This window comes from Streptomyces sp. NPDC043870, from assembly GCF_056435785.1.
On the sequence record NZ_JBWKDT010000045.1, the window covers coordinates 1 to 20,156 of the forward strand.

A 20,156-nucleotide genomic window follows, 5' to 3' on the forward strand; every position below is an offset into this window, starting at 1 on the left:
GCCCCCGACGGGCGGATGCTCTACATCGGGCGGGGCGGCGCCTACTCCTCCCATCCGGTTACCCCCCCACCCAACCCCCCCACCCCCCCCCCCCCCACCCCCCCCCTCCCCCCCTCCCCCCCCCCCCCCCCCCCCCCCCCCCACGGCTCGTTTTCTGCCCTGGTAGGGCGGTGGAAGCCCCCTTGACACCCACCTTGGCGACCGGCATCGTGAGTTGCGCAACCTGAAGCTTGTTGCGTTGACAGCAACTGGAGGTTTGGTGATGGCGGGACCCCGAGTGGTCATCATCGGAGCGGGCGTCGTGGGAGCGGCCCTCGCCGACGAACTGTCCTTCGCAGGCTGGACCGACATCACGGTCGTCGATCAGGGGCCCCTCCCCGCGACCGGTGGATCCTCGTCCCACGCACCGGGACTCGTCTTCCAGACGAACTCCTCGAAGACCATGACCGAGCTCGCCCGCTACACCGTCGAGAAGTTCTGCAGCCTCGACGTGGACGGGCAGCCCTGCTTCCTGCAGGTCGGGGGACTCGAGTTGGCCACCACCCCCGAACGGCTGACCGAGCTGCACCGCCGCCACGGCTGGATCACCGCCTGGGGCATCGAGTCCCGGCTGCTGAGCCCCGACGAGTGCGTCGAACGTCACCCGCTGGTGGACCGTGAGCGCGTCCTCGGCGGCCTGCTCGTCCCCACCGACGGCCTGGCCAGGGCCGTGCTCGCCGTCGAGGCCCAGATCCGGCGCGCGACCGAGCGCGGCGTACGTTTCCTCGCCCGCCATGAAGTCCTCGACGTCCTACAGAGCGAGGGCAGGGTCAGTGCGGTCGTCGTCACCGACCTGGGGTCCCCCGCGCCGCAGGCCGCGGAAAGGGAGATCCCCGCCGACATCGTCGTGTGCTGCGCCGGCATCTGGGGCCCGAAGATCGCCCGCATGGTCGGCATGAACCTGCCCCTCACCCCGCTCGCCCACCAGCTCGCATGGACCGGCCCTGTCCCTGCGCTGGAAGGCCAGGCCGAGGAAGCCGTCCGGCCGATCCTGCGCCACCAGGACGCGGACCTGTACTACCGCGACCGCTTCGACCGCATCGCTATCGGCTACTACGGGCACCGGCCCATGCCCGTCGACCCGGAGGACATCGCCCCGGTGGACGACGCCGAGCAGATGCCCTCCGTCATGAAGTTCACCGAGGACGACTTCGCAGACGCGTGGGCCGAGACCCGGTCCCTGCTTCCCGCGACCCGCGACGCCAAGATCGAAGAGGGCATCAACGGCCTCTTCTCCTTCACCACGGACGGACTGCCGCTGCTCGGTGAATCACCGGATGTGAAGGGCTTCTGGGTCGCCGAGGCGGTGTGGGTCACCCATTCCGCGGGCGTCGCCCGCGCGGTGGCCGAATGGCTCGTGGACGGCCACTGCTCGTCGTTCGACCTGCACGAGTGCGACGTCAACCGCTTCGAGGCGCACCAGCTCTCCCCGGAGTACGTGCTGGCCCGCGACTGCCAGAACTTCGTCGAGGTCTACGACATCCTCCACCCCCTCCAGCCGGCCGGTGCCCCACGGCCCCTGCGCACCAGCCCCTTCCACGCCCGCCAGCAGGAACTCGGCGCCTTCTTCCTGGAAGCCACCGGCTGGGAGCGGCCCCAGTGGTACGAGGCCAACGCGACCCTGGTGGCCGGCCGGTCCATTCCGACGCCCAACGACTGGGCGGCGCGCTACTGGTCGCCGGTCGTCGGCGCCGAGGCCCAGACCACCCGCGAGACCGTCGCCCTGTACGACATGACGGCACTGAAGCGCCTGGAAGTCACCGGCCGAGGCGCCGCAGCCTTCCTTCAGCGGCTGTCCACCGGCAATGTCGACAAGTCGGTCGGCTCGGTGACGTACGCCCTGCTCCTCGACGAAGACGGCGGCATCCGCAGCGACATCACCGTCGCCCGGCTCGGCCGCGACCATTTCCAGGTCGGCGCCAACGGCAATCCGGACCTCGACTGGTTCGGCCGGCATCTTCCGGCGGACGGGTCGGTCGCCGTACGGGACATCACCGCCGGCACCTGCTGCATCGGCCTGTGGGGGCCGCTCGCTCGCGAGGTGCTCCAGCCGCTGGCCGACTCGGACTTCTCCGACGAGGGCCTGAAGTACTTCCGTGCCAAGCGCGCCCACATCGGCTCCGTCCCCGTCACCGCGATGCGCCTGTCGTACGTCGGCGAACGCGGCTGGGAGCTGTACACCACCGCCGACATGGGCCTGAAGCTGTGGGACACCCTGTGGCAGGCCGCCCAGCCCCTCGGCGGCATCGCCGCGGGCCGCGGCGCCTTCAACAGCCTCCGTCTGGAGAAGGGGTACCGCTCCTTCGGCACCGATATGACCTACGAGCACGACCCCTACGAGGCGGGGCTCGGCTTCGCCGTCAAGCTCGACAAGGACGACTTCATCGGCAAGGCCGCGCTGGAGCGTCGCAAGGCGGATGTGCGGCGCCGGCTGACCTGTCTGACCATCGACGACCCGCAGGCCGTGGTCATGGGCAAGGAGCCGGTGTACGACGGCGACCGCCCTGTCGGGTACGTCACCAGTGCCGCCTACGGCTACACGGTCGGCAAGGGCATCGCCTATGCATGGCTGCCCGCCGGGCTCGCCACGACGGGCACCGCCGTGCACATCGGCTACTTCGACCGGCGCGTGGAAGCGGTCGTCGCCGACGAGCCGCTGTTCGACCCGTCGATGTCCCGCCTGCGCGGCTGAGCCGCACCCGTAACAAGAGGAGCGATGTGAACGCACGCATCCTGGACGGCAGGCGGACCGCAGCCGCGATCCGCACCGAACTCGCCGAGCGCGTGCCCGAGCCGGCCGTTGAGGCCGCCGAGAGGAACGCCGCATGAACACGCTGAACGCGCCGCTCGCCGAGCTGGACCCGGAGGTCCACGCCGCCGTCCGCGCCGAGCTGGACCGCCAGCAGTCCACCCTCGAAATGATCGCGTCGGAGAATTTCGCACCGTCGGCGGTCATGGAGGCACAGGGCTCGGTCCTGACGAACAAGTACGCCGAGGGCTACCCGGGCCGCCGGTACTACGGCGGCTGTGAACACGTCGACGTGACCGAGCGGCTGGCCATCGAGCGGATCACGTCCCTCTTCGGCGCTGGATTCGCCAATGTGCAGCCGCACTCGGGCGCCCAGGCGAACACCGCCGTCTTCTTCGCCCTGCTGAAGCCCGGGGACACCGTCCTCGGCCTCGACCTCGCGCACGGCGGCCACCTCACCCACGGCATGCGCATCAACTACAGCGGCAAGATGCTCAACGTCGTGCCCTACCACGTGGACGAGACCGACAACCTGGTCGACATGGACGAGGTGGAGCGGCTCGCCAAGGAACACCGCCCCAAGATGATCATCGCGGGCTGGTCGGCGTATCCCCGTCAGCTGGACTTCGCCGCCTTCCGGCGGATCGCCGACGAGGTGGGCGCGTATCTCATGGTCGACATGGCCCACTTCGCGGGCCTCGTGGCCGCCGGACTGCACCCCAGTCCCGTACCGCACGCCCATGTCACCACCACGACCACCCACAAGACGCTCGGCGGCCCGCGCGGCGGCGTCATCCTCACCGACGACGCCGACCTCGCCAAGAAGATCAACTCGGCGGTGTTCCCCGGAATGCAGGGCGGTCCGTTGGAACATGTCATCGCCGCCAAGGCGGTGTCGTTCAAAGTGGCCGCGTCACCTGAGTTCGCCGAGCGCCAGGCCCGTACGCTCGCCGGCGCCCACATCCTCGCCGAACGGCTGACCCGGCCCGACGCGGCAGCCGCCGGGGTCAGCGTCCTCACCGGCGGTACCGATGTCCATCTGGTCCTGGTCGACCTGCGCGACTCCGAACTGGACGGGAAGCAGGCCGAGGACCTGCTCCACGGGATCGGCATCACGGTCAACCGCAACGCCGTCCCCTTCGACCCCCGCCCGCCCATGGTCACCTCAGGGCTGCGCATCGGCACCCCGGCCCTGGCCACCCGCGGCTTCACGGACGAGGACTTCGCCGAAGTCGCCGATGTGATCGCGCTCGCTCTCCAGCCCGAGCCGGATGTCGCCGCGCTCCGCGCCCGTACGGAGGCGCTGGCCGCCAAGTACCCGCTGTACCCGCACCTGATCGGAGACGCCCGATGAGCCCCCGCACCCCGGGCGCCGACCTCCCCGAGCACCCCGCCCGGCTGTGGCGCGCACCCGAGCCGAAGCGGTCGTACGACGTGGTGATCGTGGGCGGCGGCGGACACGGTCTCGCGACCGCCCACTACCTGGCGAAGAACCACGGCATCACCGACGTGGCAGTGCTGGAGAAGGGCTGGCTCGCGGGCGGCAACATGGCCCGCAACACCACGATCATCCGCTCCAACTATCTGTGGGACGAGAGCGCCGGCATTTACGAGCACGCCCTCAAACTGTGGGAAGGGCTCGCGGACGAACTCGACTACCCGATCCTCTTCTCCCAGCGCGGTGTGCTCAACCTCGCCCACAGCCTCCAGGACGTCCGCGACAGCGTGCGTCGTGTCGAGGCCAACCGGCTCAACGGCGTCGACGCCGAATGGCTGGACCCGCAAGCCGTCAAGGACGTCTGCCCGATCGTCAACGTCTCGCCCGACGTGCGGTATCCGGTGATGGGCGCCACGTATCAGCCGCGGGCCGGAATCGCCAAGCACGATCACGTCGCGTGGGGGCTGGCCCGATCCGCCGACGCCGCCGGTGTCGACATCATCCAGAACTGCGAAGTCACCGGCATCGACATCCAGGGCGGACGGGTCGTCGGCGTGCAGACCACGCTCGGCCCCATCGCCGCCGGCAAGGTGGCGCTCTGCTCGGCAGGTCACTCCTCGGTGCTGGCCGCCATGGCGGGCTTCGAGCTGCCGCTCCAGAGCCATCCGCTGCAGGCATTGGTCTCCGAGCTGCTGGAGCCGGTGCACCCCACCGTGGTCATGTCGAACGCGGTGCATGTGTACGTCAGCCAGGCTCACAAGGGCGAACTGGTGATGGGCGCCGGCATCGACTCGTACAACGCCTACACCCAGCGTGGAGCCTTCCACATCATCGAGCATCAGATGTCCGCCGCCTTGGAGCTCTTCCCCGTCTTCGCCCGCGCCCATGTGCTGCGTACCTGGGGCGGCATCGTCGACGTCAGCCCCGACGCCTCGCCCATCATCGGGATCACCCCGGTGGACAACCTCTACCTCAACTGCGGCTGGGGCACGGGCGGCTTCAAGGCCACCCCGGGCGTCGGCTGGGTCTACGCCCACACCATCGCCCACGACACCCCCCACGCGCTCAACGCCCCCTTCTCGCTCGACCGATTCACCACCGGCGCGCTCGTCGACGAGCACGGCGCGGCCGCGGTGGCCCACTGAGGAGCCGAATCGATGCTGCTCATCCCATGCCCCTGGTGCGGACCCCGTGACGAGGCCGAGTTCCATTACGGCGGCCAGGCCCACGTGTCCTGTCCCGAGGACCCCGCTGCTCTGACCGACCAGGAGTGGGCCCGCTACCTCTTCTTCCGCGACAACCCCAAGGGCCCGTTCGCGGAACGCTGGAGCCACGCGGCCGGATGCCGTCGCTGGTTCAACGCTGTGCGCAATACGGCGACGAACGAGATCCTGGCGGTGTACCGAGCGGGCGAGCCGCGCCCGGAACCAGCGGCCTCCCCTGCAGCCGGTCCGGTGTTCTCAACCGGTCCGGGGGATGGGCAGGCCGGGCCGCGCCGTCCGGCCCCTCAGGCGTCCGAGGAGCCGGGGGTTCCCCCACGCCCGCAGGGCGCAGGGGACGGGCCTGGGGGCCGAGCCCCCAGCGGGGTCCGGGGCGAAGCCCCGGTTACGGGAAGGGGCGGGGTGGGGAAAGAAACCGCTCTCCCCGCGCCCGGCTCGACCCAACCGTTCCGGCTGACCACCCGCGGCCGCGTATCCCGTGACGAACCCCTCACGTTCACCTTCGACGGCACGACATACCAGGGCTTCCGTGGCGACACCCTCGCCTCCGCCCTCCTCGCCAACGGGATCATCCAGGCCGGCACCAGCATCAAACTCGGCCGCCCGCGCGGCATCTTCTCCGCCGGAGTCGAGGAACCCAACGCGGTCGTCCAGATCGAGGAGCCGTTCCCCGAGCCGATGCTGCCCGCGACCGCCGTGGAGCTGTACGACGGACTTGTCGCCGGCAGCCTCCCCGGTCAGGGACGGCTCGCAACCGAGCCCGACCCCGCCCGCTACGACGCCGTGCACGCCCACTGCGACCTGCTCGTCGTCGGCGCGGGGCCGGCCGGACTCGCGGCCGCGTCCGCCGCCGCCCGCAGCGGTGCGCGGGTCATCCTCGCCGACGACCAGCCCGAGCTGGGCGGCAGCCTCCTCGGCACAGGCCGGCTCCTGGACTGGGCGGCAGAGACCGAGGCGTTGCTCGAAGCCGCACCGGAAACCCGCATCCTCCGCCGCACCACCGTCTTCGGCTACTACGACGACAACCACGTGCTCGCCGTCGAGCGTCGCACCAACCACCTCGGCGGCGGCGCCCCCGAGCACGTCTCCCGCGAGCGGGTCTGGCGCATCCGTGCCCGCCGTGTCGTCCTGGCCACCGGAGCACACGAGCGTTCGCTGGCCTTCGCCGACAACGACCGCCCCGGCGTCATGCTGGCGGCCTCGGCCCGTACGTACGCCAACCGTTACGGCGTTCTGCCCGGCCGCCACGCCGTCGTCTTCACCACCAACGACAGCGCCTACGCGGCCGCGCTCGACCTGGCGGCGGCGGGCGTGGACATCGTGGCCGTCGTCGATACCCGCCCCGAACCCGGGGAGTGGGCGCGCCGCGCCCAGGACGCCGGGATCGAGGTGGTGGCCGGGCATGCCGTGGTCGGAACCGAGGGCGGGCAGCGGCTTTCTGCGGTCACCGTCGCCCCGTACGGAGAGTCGGCGGGGCGCCGTGAGTTCGCCGCCGACCTGCTGCTGGTCTCCGGCGGCTGGAACCCCGTCGCGCATCTGTTCAGCCAGGCGGGCGGAACGCTGCGCTACGACGACACCTTGGGCACGTTCGTCCCCGACGCCTGTCGTCAGGCGGTCGAGGTCGCCGGCTCCGCAGCCGGTGTCTTCGATCTGGCCGGCGTCCTCGCCGGGGGTGCCGACGCCGGTGCCCGCGCGATCGAGGCCGAAGGCTATGTGGCCGACGCGCCCGGCCTCCCGGTCGCCGACGACGAACCACAGTCGCCGCCCATGCAGGTCTTCCTCGTCCCCGGCGCCGCCGACGCGCCCCGCTTCGTCGACCTCCAGCGTGATGTCACCGTCGACGACCTCGCCCGCGCGACCGGCGCCGGTATGCGCTCGGTCGAGCACACCAAGCGTTACACCACCGCCGGCACCGCCAACGATCAGGGCAAGACCTCTGGCGTCCTCGCCAGTGGCACCGTCGCCCACCTCCTGGGCGTGGACGTATCCGCCCTCGGCACGACGACCTTCCGCCCTCCCTACACCCCCGTCTCCTTCGCCACGCTGGCGGGCCGCGACCGCGGCGAGCTCCACGACCCCGTACGCGTCACCGCCCTGCACGACTGGCACGCCGACCACGGCGCACTGTTCGAGAACGTCGGCCAGTGGAAGCGGCCCTGGTACTACCCCCAGGACGGCGAGGACATGAAGGCGGCCGTACTCCGCGAGTGCCGCGCCGCTCGCGAAGGCGTCGCCTTCATGGACGCCTCCACCCTCGGCAAGATCGACGTGCAGGGTCCTGACGCCGCCGTCTTCCTCGACCGGCTCTACACCAACATGATGAGCACCCTCAGGGTCGGCATGATCCGCTACGGCGTCATGTGCCGCCTCGACGGCATGGTCTTCGACGACGGCACCGCCATCCGGCTCGCCCAGGACCGCTTCCTCGTCACCACCACGACCGGCAACGCGGCCGCCGTCCTGGACTGGATGGAGGAATGGCTGCAGACCGAGTGGCCCGACCTGCGCGTCCACTGCACCTCCGTCACCGAGCAGTGGGCCACCGTCGCCCTCGTCGGCCCCCGTTCCCGCGAGTTGCTGGCCACCCTCGCCCCCGAACTGGCCGTCGCGAACGACGACTTCCCCTTCATGGCGTGGCGCGACACGATCGTCGCGGACATCCCGGCCCGGGTATGCCGGATCAGCTTCTCCGGCGAACTGGCCTACGAGATCAACGTGTCGCCGTGGGACGCCCGGGCGCTGTGGGAGGCGCTGTACGCGGCAGGGAGCCCGTTCGGCATCACCCCGTACGGCACCGAGACCATGCACGTCCTGCGCGCCGAGAAGGGCTATCCGATCATCGGCCAGGACACCGACGGCACGGTCACCCCGCAGGACCTCGGCATGAGCTGGGCGGTGTCCAGGAAGAAGCCCGATTTCGTCGGCAAGCGCTCCCATGCACGCGCAGACACCCAACGCCCTGACCGCAAGCACCTCGTCGCCCTGCTCCCGGAGGACCCGGACTCCTTCCTCCCCGAGGGCACCCACCTGGTCACCGACAGCGTGCTTCCCGAGCCGCCGGTGCCGATGCTCGGCCATGTCACCTCCAGCTACCACAGCGCGGCACTCGGCCGGATCTTCGCTCTCGCCCTGATCAAGGGCGGCCGGAACCGCATCGGCGAGCGGCTGTACGCGCCCGTGGGCGACCGCCTGGTACCGGTGACTGTCGCAAGTCCCGTCCTCTACGACCCCGAGGGAGCCCGCCGCGATGGCTGACACCGCGATCCGCCGCAGTCCCCTGGCGCACGCCGCCGGCCGCTTCGCCGCGGTCAACCGCTCCTCGGGCGGCGACCTGCGCCTGGCGGAACTGCCTTTCCTCGCCCAGGTCAACGTCCGGCTCGACCCCAAAGGGCCGGCCGCCGACGCGGTCGGACTCGCTGTGGGGCTCCAACTGCCCCTTGAACCCAACACCGTCGTACACGCCGGTGACCGCTGCGCCCTCTGGCTCGGCCCCGACGAATGGCTCGTCGTGGGCCCGTCCGGCAGTCGGCCGGGTCTGGAGAACCAGATCCGGGCGGCTTGCGGCAACGAGCCGGCAGCGGTGACGGACGTCTCCGCCCAGCGCACCACCCTGCTCGTCACGGGACGGCGCGCCCGCGACCTGTTGGCCCACGGCTGCCCGCTGGACCTGCACCCGCGTGCCTTCGGTCCCGGGCGCTGCGCCCAGACCACCCTGGCCCGCACGCAGATCGTGCTGGTTGCACGGGACGAGGCCCGGGCGGGGTTCTGGTTGCTGATCCGTTCGTCCTTCGCCGGGTATCTGGCGGACTGGCTGCTGGACGCCGCGTCGGAGTATGTCTGACCCGTGGCGGGAGCGTATGGCCGTCCTCGGTACCAGCGGGTTCTTCGTCGAGCCGGGCCACGCTGGAGTGATCAGGCCCGGGAACGGGTGCCGGTGTAGGGGCGAACATCGATGACCGTCATGCCCGCCGCGTGGGCCGCCTCGATGCCCTCGTCGCTGTCCTCGTAGACCGTGCAGCGTGAGGGATGGCCCGCGAGGAGCTCGGCCGCGCGCAGGAAGATGTCGGGTGCGGGCTTGCCCCGGTCGACGTCGTCACGGGTCACCAGGGCGTCGAAATGCTCGCTGAACGGCTGGTGGCGCAGGGTCTCCTCGATGACGCGGCGCGCTCCGCCGGACGCCACCGCCATGGGGACCAGGCCGTGCATGGCCTCGACGACCCGCAGCACCTCCCGGTGCGGTCGCACGGTGTGGGCCTCCTCGAGGAACATCGCGTCGCGGTCGGCGACGAGTTGATCCACGGGGCGGGACAGTGTGAGGGCGCGCTCGTCGACCAGAGTGCGGATCATCTCCGCCGACGAGAGGCCCGTACGGGCGTCGAACCACTCCTGTTCCAGGTCCACGCCTTCCGGGGCCAGGACGGCAGCCATGGCCCGGTAGTTGGCGTACTGGCTGTCGACCAGGGTGCCGTCCCAGTCGAAGAGCAGGCAGTCGGCGTGGCGGGGGGCAAGGTCGGGGTGCATGCGAATGGCGCCTTCTGGGTGTGGGCCCGATCCGGGTCCCGCCCGTGTCAGCCGGGTCGGGTCGAGTCGGGGCAAGCCGGGTCGAGTCGGAGGCGGGCCGTGGCGGGTTCTGCGATCAGGCTGAGCAGGGTCTGAGCGGGGCGGGCCGGAGGAGGTGGAGGGCATTCACTCGGGGTGGTGCACGGCGGCCGCCGGCCGCCCGGACCCCACCAGTGGCCTACCCCGTGTCTCGGGCATCCACCGCGCCAGCGCCAGCGCCGACGCGCCCGTGACAGCCGCGTACAGGGCGAACGTCCCGGCCAGCGACAGCTGCTGGACCAGGGGGAGGAACGTGGTGGCGACCACGAAGTCCGCCGCCCAGTGGGCCGCGGTGGCCACGCTCATCAGCGCTCCCCGCGCCTCGGAGGGATAGATCTCCGAGATGTACACCCAGAACACCGCGGCGGGGCCGACCGCCCCGGCCGTGATGAAGACGCACAGCAGTAGAGCGGTGACGGCGCCCTCGTGGCCGAGGAGCCCGGCGGAAGTGACCCCCAGGGCGGTGAGCGCCATGACGACGAGTCCGCCGATCATCAGCGGTCGCCGTCCCCAGCGGTCCAGGGACAGTACGGTGATCACCGTGGCAGCGACGTTGCACACTCCCACCAGGATCGAGCCGACGATGCCACCGGCCGACGTGAGGCCGCTGGAGGCCAGGATCGTCGGCGCATAGTAGATGGCGGTGTTCAGGCCGGTCAGGTGGACCAGGACGGCGATCGCGAGGCCCAGCGCCACCCACCGGCGGCCCGCCCGGGCGCAGGCCAGGCGCAGACCGGTGCCGCGCACCGGGCCCTCCGCCGTGGGGCCGCTCCCCGCCCCGATGCCGAGCCGTGCCGCGGCCAGAGCCGCCCGCGAGCCGTGGCCCCGGCTCTGCAGCCAGTCCGGTGACTCGGGGACGAGGAACATCCCGCCCAGCAGGAGGAGGGCCGGCGCGATGCCCACGGCCAGCATCCAGCGCCAGGCTCCGGCCGGTTCCAGGGCGTAGGCGACGACGTAGGACAGCAGCAGCCCGACTGTGATCATGAGTTGGTTGAGCGTGACCAGTGCGCCCCGGCGGGCCGGCGGCGCGATCTCCGAGATGTACAGCGGTACCGCGAAGGACGTGGCGCCCAGGGACAGGCCGACCAGGAAGCGCCCGGCGAGCAGCGACCCGGTGCCGGTGGCGGCAGCGGACGCGAGGGTGCCCACCGCGTATACCGCGGCCGCCGAACCGATCACGGGGAGCCGGCCGAAGCGGTCCGCGAGCCGGCCGCTGCTGGGAGCCGTCAGAGCGGCTCCCAGCAGGGCGGCGGACACCGCGGCACCCTGGGCCCAGGACGACAGGCCGTAGTCGGCGGTGACGAGCGGCAGGGCACCGGCGATGACGCCTGTGCCGTAGCCGAAGAGCAGCCCCCCGACGGAGGCGACGCAGACCGTCAGGGTGCGGGTTGCCGCCGGTGATCCCGTCGGGTTCACCGGGCCTCCGACGCGTCGTTCGAGGTGTCCACGGCGGCGCCGCCGGCGGCGGCGGACGCCACGAGCGCGCTGCCCACCCGGGCGGTGCGCCGGGACTCGGTGAGCGACATCGGTGCGGGCGCACCGTTGCGCACGGCTCGGGCGAAGGCTTCGACCTGGCGCTGGTAGTGGTCGGCCGCCGGGACGGTCTCCTCGCGGACGCCGTCCTCGGTGAGCACGGTGATGACCCCGTCCTCACCGTCCATGGCCCAGGCGTTGCGCACCATGAGGGTGCCGCGGGTCCCCTGGAGTTCGTACGCGGCGCGCGGGCCGTAGTCGATGCTGTAGTCGACGACCGCGGAGCGCCCCTTCCCGAAGTCCATCGTCGCGACCGCGCTGGAGTCCACGGTGAGGCCCGGGCGGCTGCTGAAGCGGGCGCTCACTTGCCGGGGAGCCTGCCCGAAGAACAGCAGCGGGACGTCGACGGCGTAGCAGCCGACGTCCCAGGTGGCTCCGCCTCCCAAGGCGGGGTCCAGCCGGATGTTGCCGCTGCCGCTCTCGATGCGGAACGCGAAGGAAGCCCGTACGAGCCGCAGTTCGCCGATCTCGTCGGAGGCGAGGATCTCGGCGGCACGCAGCTGCTGGGGGTGGAAGCGGTACATGAACGCCTCCATGACGGTACGCGACGCCGCCTCGGCAGCCTTCTCGATGCGTGCGCAGCCGTCCTCGTCCATCGCCATGGGTTTCTCGACCAGGACGTGCTTGCCGGCCGCCAGGGCCCGCAGCGTCCAGTCGACGTGTTCGGCGTTGGGCAGCGGTATGTAGACGGCGTCGACGGCGGGGTCCGCGAGGAGCGTCGCGTAGTCCGGGTGGGCGGCGGCGCCGAAGGTGCGGCCGAGCTCCGCCGCGGCGGCCGCCCGTTCGGGACGGCTGGCGACGGCCGTCAGCGCGCAGCCGGGTGTCGCGGCGATGGCCGGCATCAGGTGGCCGGCGATGTAGGAGGTGGCGCCCAGGACACCCCAGCGCAGGGTGCTGTTGCGCTCGTCGTGTGCCCTCATGCGTGGTCCTGCCTCATGCGTTGTCCTCCTGGATGAACCGGGCCGCGCGTTCGGCGACGGCGGCCACGGCTGCGTGGATGTTGCCGGTGATCATGTTCGGTATGACGGAGGCGTCGGCCACTCGCAGGCCGCTCGTGCCCCGCACCCGCAGCCTCGGGTCGACGACCGAGCCGACGTCCCCGTCGAGGCCGATCCGACAGGTGCCGACCGGGTGGAACTGGGTTTGGGCGTTGGCCCGCACGAACGCCTCCACTTCGCGGCGGGTGGCCGTCGCGCTGAGCGGTGCGCGGCCGGTGGTCAGGCTCGCGAGCGGGTCGGTGGCGGCGATGTCACGGGCGATGCGCACCCCCTCCACCAGGACGTCGAGGTCGGCGGGGTGGGTGAGGTAAGCGGGGTCGATCAGGGGATGCTCGCCGGGGTCGGCGGAGGCCAGGGTGAGCCGGCCGCGGCTGCAGGGCCGGGTGACGCCCGGACCGATGGTGAAGCCGTGGCCGAGGCGGGCCGCGTTGTTGAGGTCCTTCATGGGAGCGAAGGACAGCTGCACCTCGGGGGCGTCCGACGCGCTGTCGAGGCACACGAAGCCCCCGGCTTCGCCGAGGTTGGAGAAGTCGGCGACGGGGTGGTGATCGGAGGTGTCGTAGGCGAGCGAAACCTGCACGTGGTCATGGAGATTGGAGCCGACGCCGGGCAGGTCGACGGCCACGGGAATGTCCAGCGCCGCCAGGTCGGCCGCCGGGCCGATGCCGCTGAGCAGCAGCAGTTGCGGGGCGGCGACGGCTCCCGCGCACACCACGACCTCGGTGGTGCAGCGGATCGACGTCACCGTGCCGCCGTGCCGGAGCCGTACGCCCGTCACGCGGCCGGCCTTCAGCAGGAGGCCGAGCACGGTCGCGTCCGAAACGAGGGTGAGGTTGGGGCGTTCGAGAGCGGGCCCCAGATGGGTGCGGGCGGTATTGCCGCGGTGGGCCGGCGCGCCGGGGACGGCGGCGGTGCGGGTGGTGCGGTAGAGGCCCACGCCTTCCTGCCGTCCGGCGTTGAAATCCGGGTTGCCGGGCAGCCCGTACTTCTGCGCGGCTTCGACGAACGCGGCGGCGAACGGATGGGGTTCGGTGTTCTCCGCAACGGGGAGGCTGCCGTACGGCGTAGCGTGAGCGGGGCCTTCCAGGCGTTCCAGGTACGGCATGAGGTGGCGCGCGTTCCAGGTGTCGCCGCCCCAGCGCTGCCATGCGTCGAAGTCGGAGGCAGCGCCCCGGATGTGCACCATGGCGTTGATGGCGCCGGATCCGCCCACGACCCGGCCGCGGGGCCAGGCGAGGCGTCTGCCGTCGAGGGCGGCCTGCGGCACGGTGCGGTAGCCCCAGTCCAGCTCGCCGCCGAGCAGCGACGGCCAGGAGGCGGGCCGGGCGATGCGCGCGTCGGTGTCCGGTGGTCCGGCTTCCAGGAGCAGGACCCGCCGGCGGGGGTCCTCGCTCAGCCGGGCGGCGACGACGCTGCCGGCCGCGCCCGCGCCGACCACGACGTAGTCGTAGGTGGTGAAACTTTCCATGGGTGTGTCCTTCGCTCCACTGAGCAGGGGTAGGGGGCGGGGCGTTCGGGGCTCAGGTCGCGAGGAATCCGCCGTCGACGCCGATGACCTGCCCGTTGACGTACGAGGAGGCGGAGGAGAACAGCCACAGCGCCACGTCGGACACCTGGCGTGGGGTGCCGATCTCCCCGGACGGGATCAGGCCGCGCCAGGTCGTGGCCCCGCCGACGGCCGCCTCGGAGGCGGCCAGCATGTCGGACTCGATGGGGCCCGGGGCGACGGCGTTGACGCGGATGCCCTCGTGGGCGTGTTCGATGGCCGCCACGCGGGTCAGGGCTACCGCGGCGTGCTTGGAGGCGACGTAGCCGCCGATGCCGGGAAAGACGGTGCGGATGCCGTGCACCGATGTGTTGTTGACGATGCTGCCGCCGCCCTGGGCGGACATGAGCCGCAGTTCCTCCCGCATGCACAGCCACAGCCCCCGGGTGTTGACGGCGAAGGCGTGGTCGAAGCCCTCGGGCGACAGGTCCGCGAGGCGTCCGTCTCCGGGAACACCGGCGTTGTTGAAGGCGTAGTCGACCCTGCCGTACAGCTCGACGGCCCGTGCGAACAGGTCGTGGACCTGGCTGGAGCTGGTGACGTCGCAGCGGACGAAGTGCGCCTCGCCTCCCTGCGTCCGGATCTCGCGCTCGGCCTCGGCGCCGCGCTCCTCGCTCCGTGCTGCGATGACGACGCGCAATCCGGCCTCGGCGAATGCGACGGCGGACGCCCTGCCGATGCCCGCGCTGCCGCCGGTGACGACCACGACCGCCTTGTCCAGCGGGTTCCGGCCGTCGGCGCCGTCGCTCATCGGTCGGCCCCGACACACTGTTCGGTCCGGCCGGCGTCCGTGCCCAGCAGGCGGCCCATGCCCGCGCAGGCCCGCTCGATCTCGCTGTTGGTCACGTCGTTGAGGAAGCACACGTCGCCGATCGCGGTGAGGATCGGCAGGTTCTGCATGCCGTCGCGGTGCAGCACGGTGTCCGCGAGGCCCTCCAGGACGAGTTCCACGTCGCAGAAGAGCGGGTGCGAGGGTTCGAGCCCCATGCGCCGCGCCACGGCGACGATGCGCTCGAACCGGTCGTCGTCGATCAGGCCCCGGCCGGCGGCGATGAGCGCGGAGAAGACGCAGTCCATGGCCACGGCTTCGCCGTGCAGCAGTTCGGGGAGGGCCCGCATCTCCACCAGGGGCGAGAACGAGTGTCCGTAGTCGACGGACCGCTTGAGGTCCTTCTCCCACAGATTGGGCTGGAGCTCCTCGGCCATTCCCGCGATGGCCCGGCCGATGACCTCGTCGGCCACGGTTCCCGCCAGGCCCCCGCTGCCGGGCTCCGGGTCCTGGAAGCGCGTCTCGATGAGCTCGGCGCCGTACTCCTCCAGGAGCTCGAACAGGCGCAGGTCCTTGATCAGGGCCATCTTGAAGATCTCGCCCATGCCGTTGCGCAGCTGCCGGTCGGGGACGGTGGCGAGGAAGGAGCGGTCGATCAGTGTCCTCGGAGGAGGGGTGTAGGCACCGAGACGGTTGCGGTACCCGCCGTAGTTGATGCCCGACTTGGCGGCCACACTGACGTCGACCTGTCCAAGAAGGGTGGTGGGCACCCGGACGAACGGGATGCCGCGCCGGTAGAGGCTCGCGGCGAGCCCCACGACATCGGCCACGACTCCGCCGCCGATGACGATCGGCGGGGAACTGAGGCGGTTGGTGCCGACCTCATTGAGCTTGTTGACCACTTCCAGGACGCGCTCGATGGACTTGTTCTCCTCCGAGCCGGGAAGCGTCAAATAGTCGACCTTCACTTCATTTTCCGAGAAGTAGGCACGAATATCAGTGCCGTACAGCTCGTCGACGGAATGGTCGAGGACGACGAGTCGCGTGCCCGCACCGCGGCCTCCACCGGGAATGGTGAGGAGGTCGGGGTTCTCCGGATTCAGCAGGCCATGGGATTCGACTATCTCGTACGCGACGGGTAATTCCGTCTGGATCTTCCAACTCTGCTGACGCGTGGCGCCGTTCATGGTGGTTCTCCCTCTCGCTGACACAGCGTTCGGTTTGTTGCGCCATGAAACATACAGCGAGGTCGAGGCGACGCAAATCGAGACCCTTGCGTGATATGTCGTGTTTGTACGGCACTTTGGCGGGCGAGATGGTTCGGTTCTGTTGCTCTCGGCCTCGCACTGACCGGCCGTAACGGCGACCTGCTGGGTGACTTGAAAGACACCCCTTCACGGCTCACCGGGCCCGGAATTCGCCCCGGGGCGACGTGCCCGGCCTCAGTGTCGCGGGCCGAAACAATTCGGTTGGCGCCGCTCCCGGCGAGGGCGGCATCGAGCCAGCCGATCGGAGTTCGTATACGGTTTGACCATCGTCCTGTGGCATATATCACCGTCAAATCCGCCGTCGCTTCCCAGGATTTGGGACACGCAGGCCCCATCGAATCGGGCGGGGCGCACTGATAACCACCGGTAACACCGCGACGTCGTTGACGTGTGGCGAGGAGACGGCGCTCGCCGCTCTCCGCCGCAGGGTGACGCGGCGCGTGGTGTATGCGCGGTGCCGGCTTTCCCGTGCTGATCGCCCTGTTGTGCGCGGCCGCCGCACTCGCCGCCGACGCCGGGTCGCGGTTCGCCAGGGCGGTGACGATCGACCGGGTGAACGGGAGCACAGGAGGGGAGATCTCCGTATGCAGGCACGATGCAGCCCTCGGTCAGCAGGACCATGCATGACCGGTGAGGTGCTGATTGCCGCGGGCTGCGCTCGACGGGGCATCCCGCCCCTGACTCCGGCAGAGGTCCTTGGGGATGGCCAGCTCGGCCCAGATCGTCTTCCCGGAGGAGGTGTACCGCGTCCCCCAGCGCTGGGACATCTGGGCCACGAGGAACAGGCCGCGGCCTCCCTCGTCGTCCCGGCGCGCTCGCCGCAGGTGTGGTGCGGTGTGCGCGCTGTCGGAGACCTCGCACAGCAGACAGCGATCCCTGATCAGCCTCAGCATGACCGGTCCGGTCGCGTACCGGATGCCGTTGGTGACCAGCTCGCTCACCACGAGTGCGGCAGTGAACGACAGCTCTGACAGGCCCCAGGCCCCCAGTTGGCGCTCAGTGAGCGTACGGGCCTGGGTCACCATGGCCGGGTCGGACGGCAGTTCCAGGTCCGCCACCTGGTCGGCGTCGAGCCGCCGGGTGCGGACGAGCAGCAGCGTGGCGTCGTCCACCTGTGGTCCGGGCGGCAGGGCCGACAGCGCCCGGTCACACAGTTCCTCCAGCGGGCATCGCTGCCAGGTGAGCACCTCGGCCAGGCGGTCGATCCCGCTGTCGATGTCCTGGCCCCGGTCCTCCACGACGCCGTCGGTGAAGAACGCCAGCACGCTGCCGCTGGAGAGGTCCAGCTCAACGTTCTCGTACGGCAGGCCGCCCAGCCCCAAGGGCGGTCCCGGCGCCAGAGCGGACATGGCCACCGTGCCGCTCGCATCGGCCACGATGGGCGGGGGATGGCCCGCGCTGGCCCAGACGCACCGGCCGCTGACCGGGTCGTAGATCGCATACAGGCAGGTCACCACCATCGCCTCGCCACTCAGCCCGTCATCCGCGTCCGGATCCGACTCCTGCGCGACCAGGTCGTCCAGCCGTGTGAGCAACTCGGCCGGGTCCAAGTCCAGCAGAGCGAGGGTCCGTACGGTGGCACGCAGCCGGCCCATGGTCGCGGCGGCGTGCATACCGTGCCCCACCACGTCACCTACAGTCAGTCCCACTCTGGCCCCGGACAGCGGGATCACGTCGAACCAGTCGCCGCCCACGCCCACGCGGCTGTCGGCAGGAAGGTAGCGGTACGCAACGTCGACCGCGCTCTGCTGCGGCAGGTGCCGTGGCAGCAGGCTTCGCTGCAGTACCAGGGCTGCCGCATGCTGGCTGGTGTACTGGCGGGCGTTGTCGATGCCGACGGCGGCCCGCTCGGCCAGCTCCACGGCGAGTGTCTGCTCCTCGGGGCCGAAGGGGTCGGGGTTGCTGTTGCGCCGGAACGTGACAAGGCCCAGGACGGCCTCGCGGGTGAGCAGCGGGACGAACAGGGAGGAGGGCGATGCGGCCGACCCCGCCTCGCCCGGTGGCTCGCGCGGGGCGGCGTCGACGACGCAGCGACCCGTGGCAAGGCTCAGAGCCTGCGGTGACGAGGGTGGGTAGGAGACGGGACTGGTCCGGAACTCTTCCGGGGTCCGGCCGTGCATCCGCAGCAGACCGTGTCCCGGCGCCGAGCGCGTCGGCGGCTGCCGTCCCTCGATGACCGCCGGGGGAAGATCCACCAGTACCTCGTCCGCCAGCTGCGGTACCGCCACGTCGGCAAGTTCCGCAGCCGTACGACGCACGTCCAGCGAGGCACCGACGCGCTTTCCCGCCCGGACCAGGAGCGACAGCCGTTCCTGGGCGCGGTACTGGTCGGTGATGTCCAGGGACTCCTCGAACAGCCCCACCGGCTCGCCTCGGGCGTCCAGCATCCGGTGGTAGGAGCAGGACCAGACGTGCTCGCGCACCGGGTCGGCGGGGGCCCGCCCGCGGTAGTGCATGCCGACGATCGGTTCCCCCGTCGTCAGCACGTGATCCATCACCTGGTCCTCGTCCGGGGGGTGGTGGCGTGAGATGAATTCGCCTTCCGGGAAGAGAGCCGAGGCCGGCTGACCGGTGTACTGGGCGACCCCTCCGAGCTCCAGATCGGTGGAGACGTTCCCCCAGACGACGCGCATGTCGGTATCGAAGATCGTCAGGCCCACGGGGGACTCGGTCGCCAGGCCCTGGAGCATCGCCAGCTGCGCCTCCCAGATGCGGAGCGCCTCCAGTTCGGCAGCCACCACAACGGCCGCAGCGCCGCTCCCGTACGACACCGGGCTGAACGTCACTGCCGCCCGCACTGTACGTCCGTCCCGATGGCAGAGGTCCAGGACGATGCTGCGGGTCTTGTGCGCCTTGCAGAGGGCAGACAGTCGCTGCCCAGAAGTCGTCGCCAGCAGCCGCTCGGCCGGCTGGCCGAGTACCTCCTCGGGAGAATGTCCGAGGAGGCGCTGGGCCGAGGATCCCCACCCGACGATGCGGCCTTGGTCGTCCAGCACCGCGATGGCGGCTTTGGAGGGGTCCAAGGGACTGTGGAAATCGACGTCGGCCGCATTCGGAAAACGATCCATGTCACCGCTTCCCTCCGTGCTCCCCCAGCATCCCGTGCCGCAAGACGGACGACAACCGCACGCGCGACCTCCACCTGATCACATAGGGTGACCACTGAATACTTCCCGGATGCGACGCACGCCGTCGCCCGAGGCGCGGTGCGGTTGCAGGTTGCGCTGCAGCGCGAGAGCCGCCGCGCGCTCGCGCGCGTATTGGCGGGCGTTGTCCAGGGACGGGGCGGCCCAGCTGAGTGCCGGGTGCCGACCGGACGGGCCGTCGAGCGGGACGCGGAGGCGATCCGCCGCTGGGTGAAGGAGACCTGGCCGCAGGGGAAGCACCGCGGCGCGCTCGCGGCCTGGAGCCTCTTCGGAGGACGAGTCCGGGTTCTCGACGACGCCGCCCATCGCCCGCACCTGGGCCCGCCGCGGCCGCATCCCGGTGATCCGGATTCGCGGCCGTTTCCGCCGCCGCATCTCCATGTGTGCCCTGACCTGCTACAAGAGCGGTGAACGATCCCGGCGCTTGTGCAAGACGGCTTCGTGGGGACGGCCCCACACACCTGCCCGGGACCGGATCAGGAACCGGCGGTGCGCGGAGTTCATCTTCACAGGGCGTCGGCGTAGGCGCTCGGCAAGGACACAGCTGGTGCGCGAGCACGTTGCGCATCCCCCGCGTCCAGCTGCCCGGCGAAAAGGTTGTGCTGCGATGCAACCTGCCTCCGAGCCCGTGCGTATGAGAGGCGATGCCGCACCTCACCCCGGGGGATTACGTGTACTTTGACCGTTCGGCCGGTCGGACCGCCGGCCGTTTCGGCGTTGTTGTCGTGGCCTGCGCGGCCCTGTTCTCGGCCGTCGGCTGTTCGGCGGACGCGGGTTCCGGTATCAGGGCGGCCGCTGACGCGCCGGATGCCCGGGCCCCCACCGCGGCGGCCGACAAGGCCGCGGGCGGG

13 protein-coding genes and 1 pseudogene are annotated in these 20,156 nt (G+C 70.9%); 6 read left to right on the forward strand and 8 right to left on the reverse strand.

The features are described 5' to 3' along the window. Window positions 1-262: 262 nt before the first annotated feature. The 5 genes from AC0699_RS33660 (at window position 263) to AC0699_RS33680 (ending at window position 9,287) form a co-directional block, all read left to right on the forward strand. Complete coding sequence (locus AC0699_RS33660) at window positions 263-2,731, forward strand: GcvT family protein (RefSeq protein ID WP_478667915.1); 2,469 nt, start codon at window positions 263-265, stop codon at window positions 2,729-2,731. A gap of 133 nt (window positions 2,732-2,864) precedes the next feature. Next, window positions 2,865-4,142, forward strand: coding sequence for a serine hydroxymethyltransferase (gene glyA, locus AC0699_RS33665; RefSeq protein WP_478667916.1), 1,278 nt, complete (start codon window positions 2,865-2,867; stop codon window positions 4,140-4,142). After that, window positions 4,139-5,371, forward strand: a complete 1,233-nt coding sequence (locus AC0699_RS33670; RefSeq protein WP_478667917.1) for a sarcosine oxidase subunit beta family protein — start codon at window positions 4,139-4,141, stop codon at window positions 5,369-5,371. Before glyA ends, AC0699_RS33670 begins: the two co-directional genes overlap by 4 nt. A 12-nt stretch (window positions 5,372-5,383) precedes the next feature. After that, window positions 5,384-8,701: a sarcosine oxidase subunit delta family protein gene (locus AC0699_RS33675; protein ID WP_478667918.1), complete on the forward strand. Its 3,318-nt coding sequence runs from the start codon at window positions 5,384-5,386 to the stop codon at window positions 8,699-8,701. Continuing rightward, on the forward strand, window positions 8,694-9,287 hold the full coding sequence (locus tag AC0699_RS33680; RefSeq protein WP_478667919.1) for a sarcosine oxidase subunit gamma: 594 nt from the start codon (window positions 8,694-8,696) through the stop codon (window positions 9,285-9,287). The genes AC0699_RS33675 and AC0699_RS33680 overlap by 8 nt, the downstream gene beginning before the upstream one ends. A gap of 71 nt (window positions 9,288-9,358) precedes the next feature. On the opposite strand, the gene AC0699_RS33685 is transcribed toward AC0699_RS33680, so the two are convergent. From AC0699_RS33685 to AC0699_RS33715, 7 genes are all read right to left on the reverse strand, one after another. Beyond that, window positions 9,359-9,967, reverse strand: coding sequence for an HAD family hydrolase (locus AC0699_RS33685; protein ID WP_478667920.1), 609 nt, complete (start codon window positions 9,965-9,967; stop codon window positions 9,359-9,361). 165 nt (window positions 9,968-10,132) lie between these two features. After that, window positions 10,133-11,461 carry a sugar porter family MFS transporter gene (locus AC0699_RS33690; RefSeq protein WP_478667921.1) on the reverse strand — a complete coding sequence of 443 codons (1,329 nt, stop codon included), beginning with the start codon at window positions 11,459-11,461 and terminating at the stop codon, window positions 10,133-10,135. After that, window positions 11,458-12,498: a Gfo/Idh/MocA family protein gene (locus AC0699_RS33695; RefSeq protein ID WP_478667922.1), complete on the reverse strand. Its 1,041-nt coding sequence runs from the start codon at window positions 12,496-12,498 to the stop codon at window positions 11,458-11,460. The genes AC0699_RS33690 and AC0699_RS33695 overlap by 4 nt, the downstream gene beginning before the upstream one ends. A gap of 13 nt (window positions 12,499-12,511) precedes the next feature. Continuing rightward, the gene (locus AC0699_RS33700) at window positions 12,512-14,044 is read right to left on the reverse strand and encodes a GMC family oxidoreductase (RefSeq protein ID WP_478667923.1); all 1,533 of its coding nucleotides are present in this window, start codon (window positions 14,042-14,044) and stop codon (window positions 12,512-12,514) included. Between the two features lie 52 nt (window positions 14,045-14,096). Further along, a complete protein-coding gene (locus tag AC0699_RS33705) occupies window positions 14,097-14,873 on the reverse strand; it encodes an SDR family NAD(P)-dependent oxidoreductase (RefSeq protein ID WP_478667924.1) in 777 nt (258 codons plus the stop codon). After that, a complete protein-coding gene (locus AC0699_RS33710) occupies window positions 14,870-16,078 on the reverse strand; it encodes a sedoheptulose 7-phosphate cyclase (protein ID WP_478667925.1) in 1,209 nt (402 codons plus the stop codon). Before AC0699_RS33710 ends, AC0699_RS33705 begins: the two co-directional genes overlap by 4 nt. 689 nt (window positions 16,079-16,767) lie before the next feature. Next, complete coding sequence (locus AC0699_RS33715) at window positions 16,768-19,227, reverse strand: SpoIIE family protein phosphatase (protein WP_478667926.1); 2,460 nt, start codon at window positions 19,225-19,227, stop codon at window positions 16,768-16,770. An 87-nt stretch (window positions 19,228-19,314) separates the two neighbouring features. Between AC0699_RS33715 and AC0699_RS33720 the strand changes: the two genes are divergently transcribed. Next, window positions 19,315-19,716 (forward strand): hypothetical protein, encoded by a 402-nt coding sequence (locus AC0699_RS33720; protein ID WP_478667928.1) that lies wholly within the window; start codon window positions 19,315-19,317, stop codon window positions 19,714-19,716. A 3-nt stretch (window positions 19,717-19,719) separates the two neighbouring features. On the opposite strand, the pseudogene AC0699_RS33725 reads toward AC0699_RS33720, so the two are convergent. Then, a pseudogene (locus AC0699_RS33725) lies at window positions 19,720-19,803 on the reverse strand (IS5/IS1182 family transposase); the annotation flags it as partial. Window positions 19,804-20,156 lie beyond the last annotated feature (353 nt).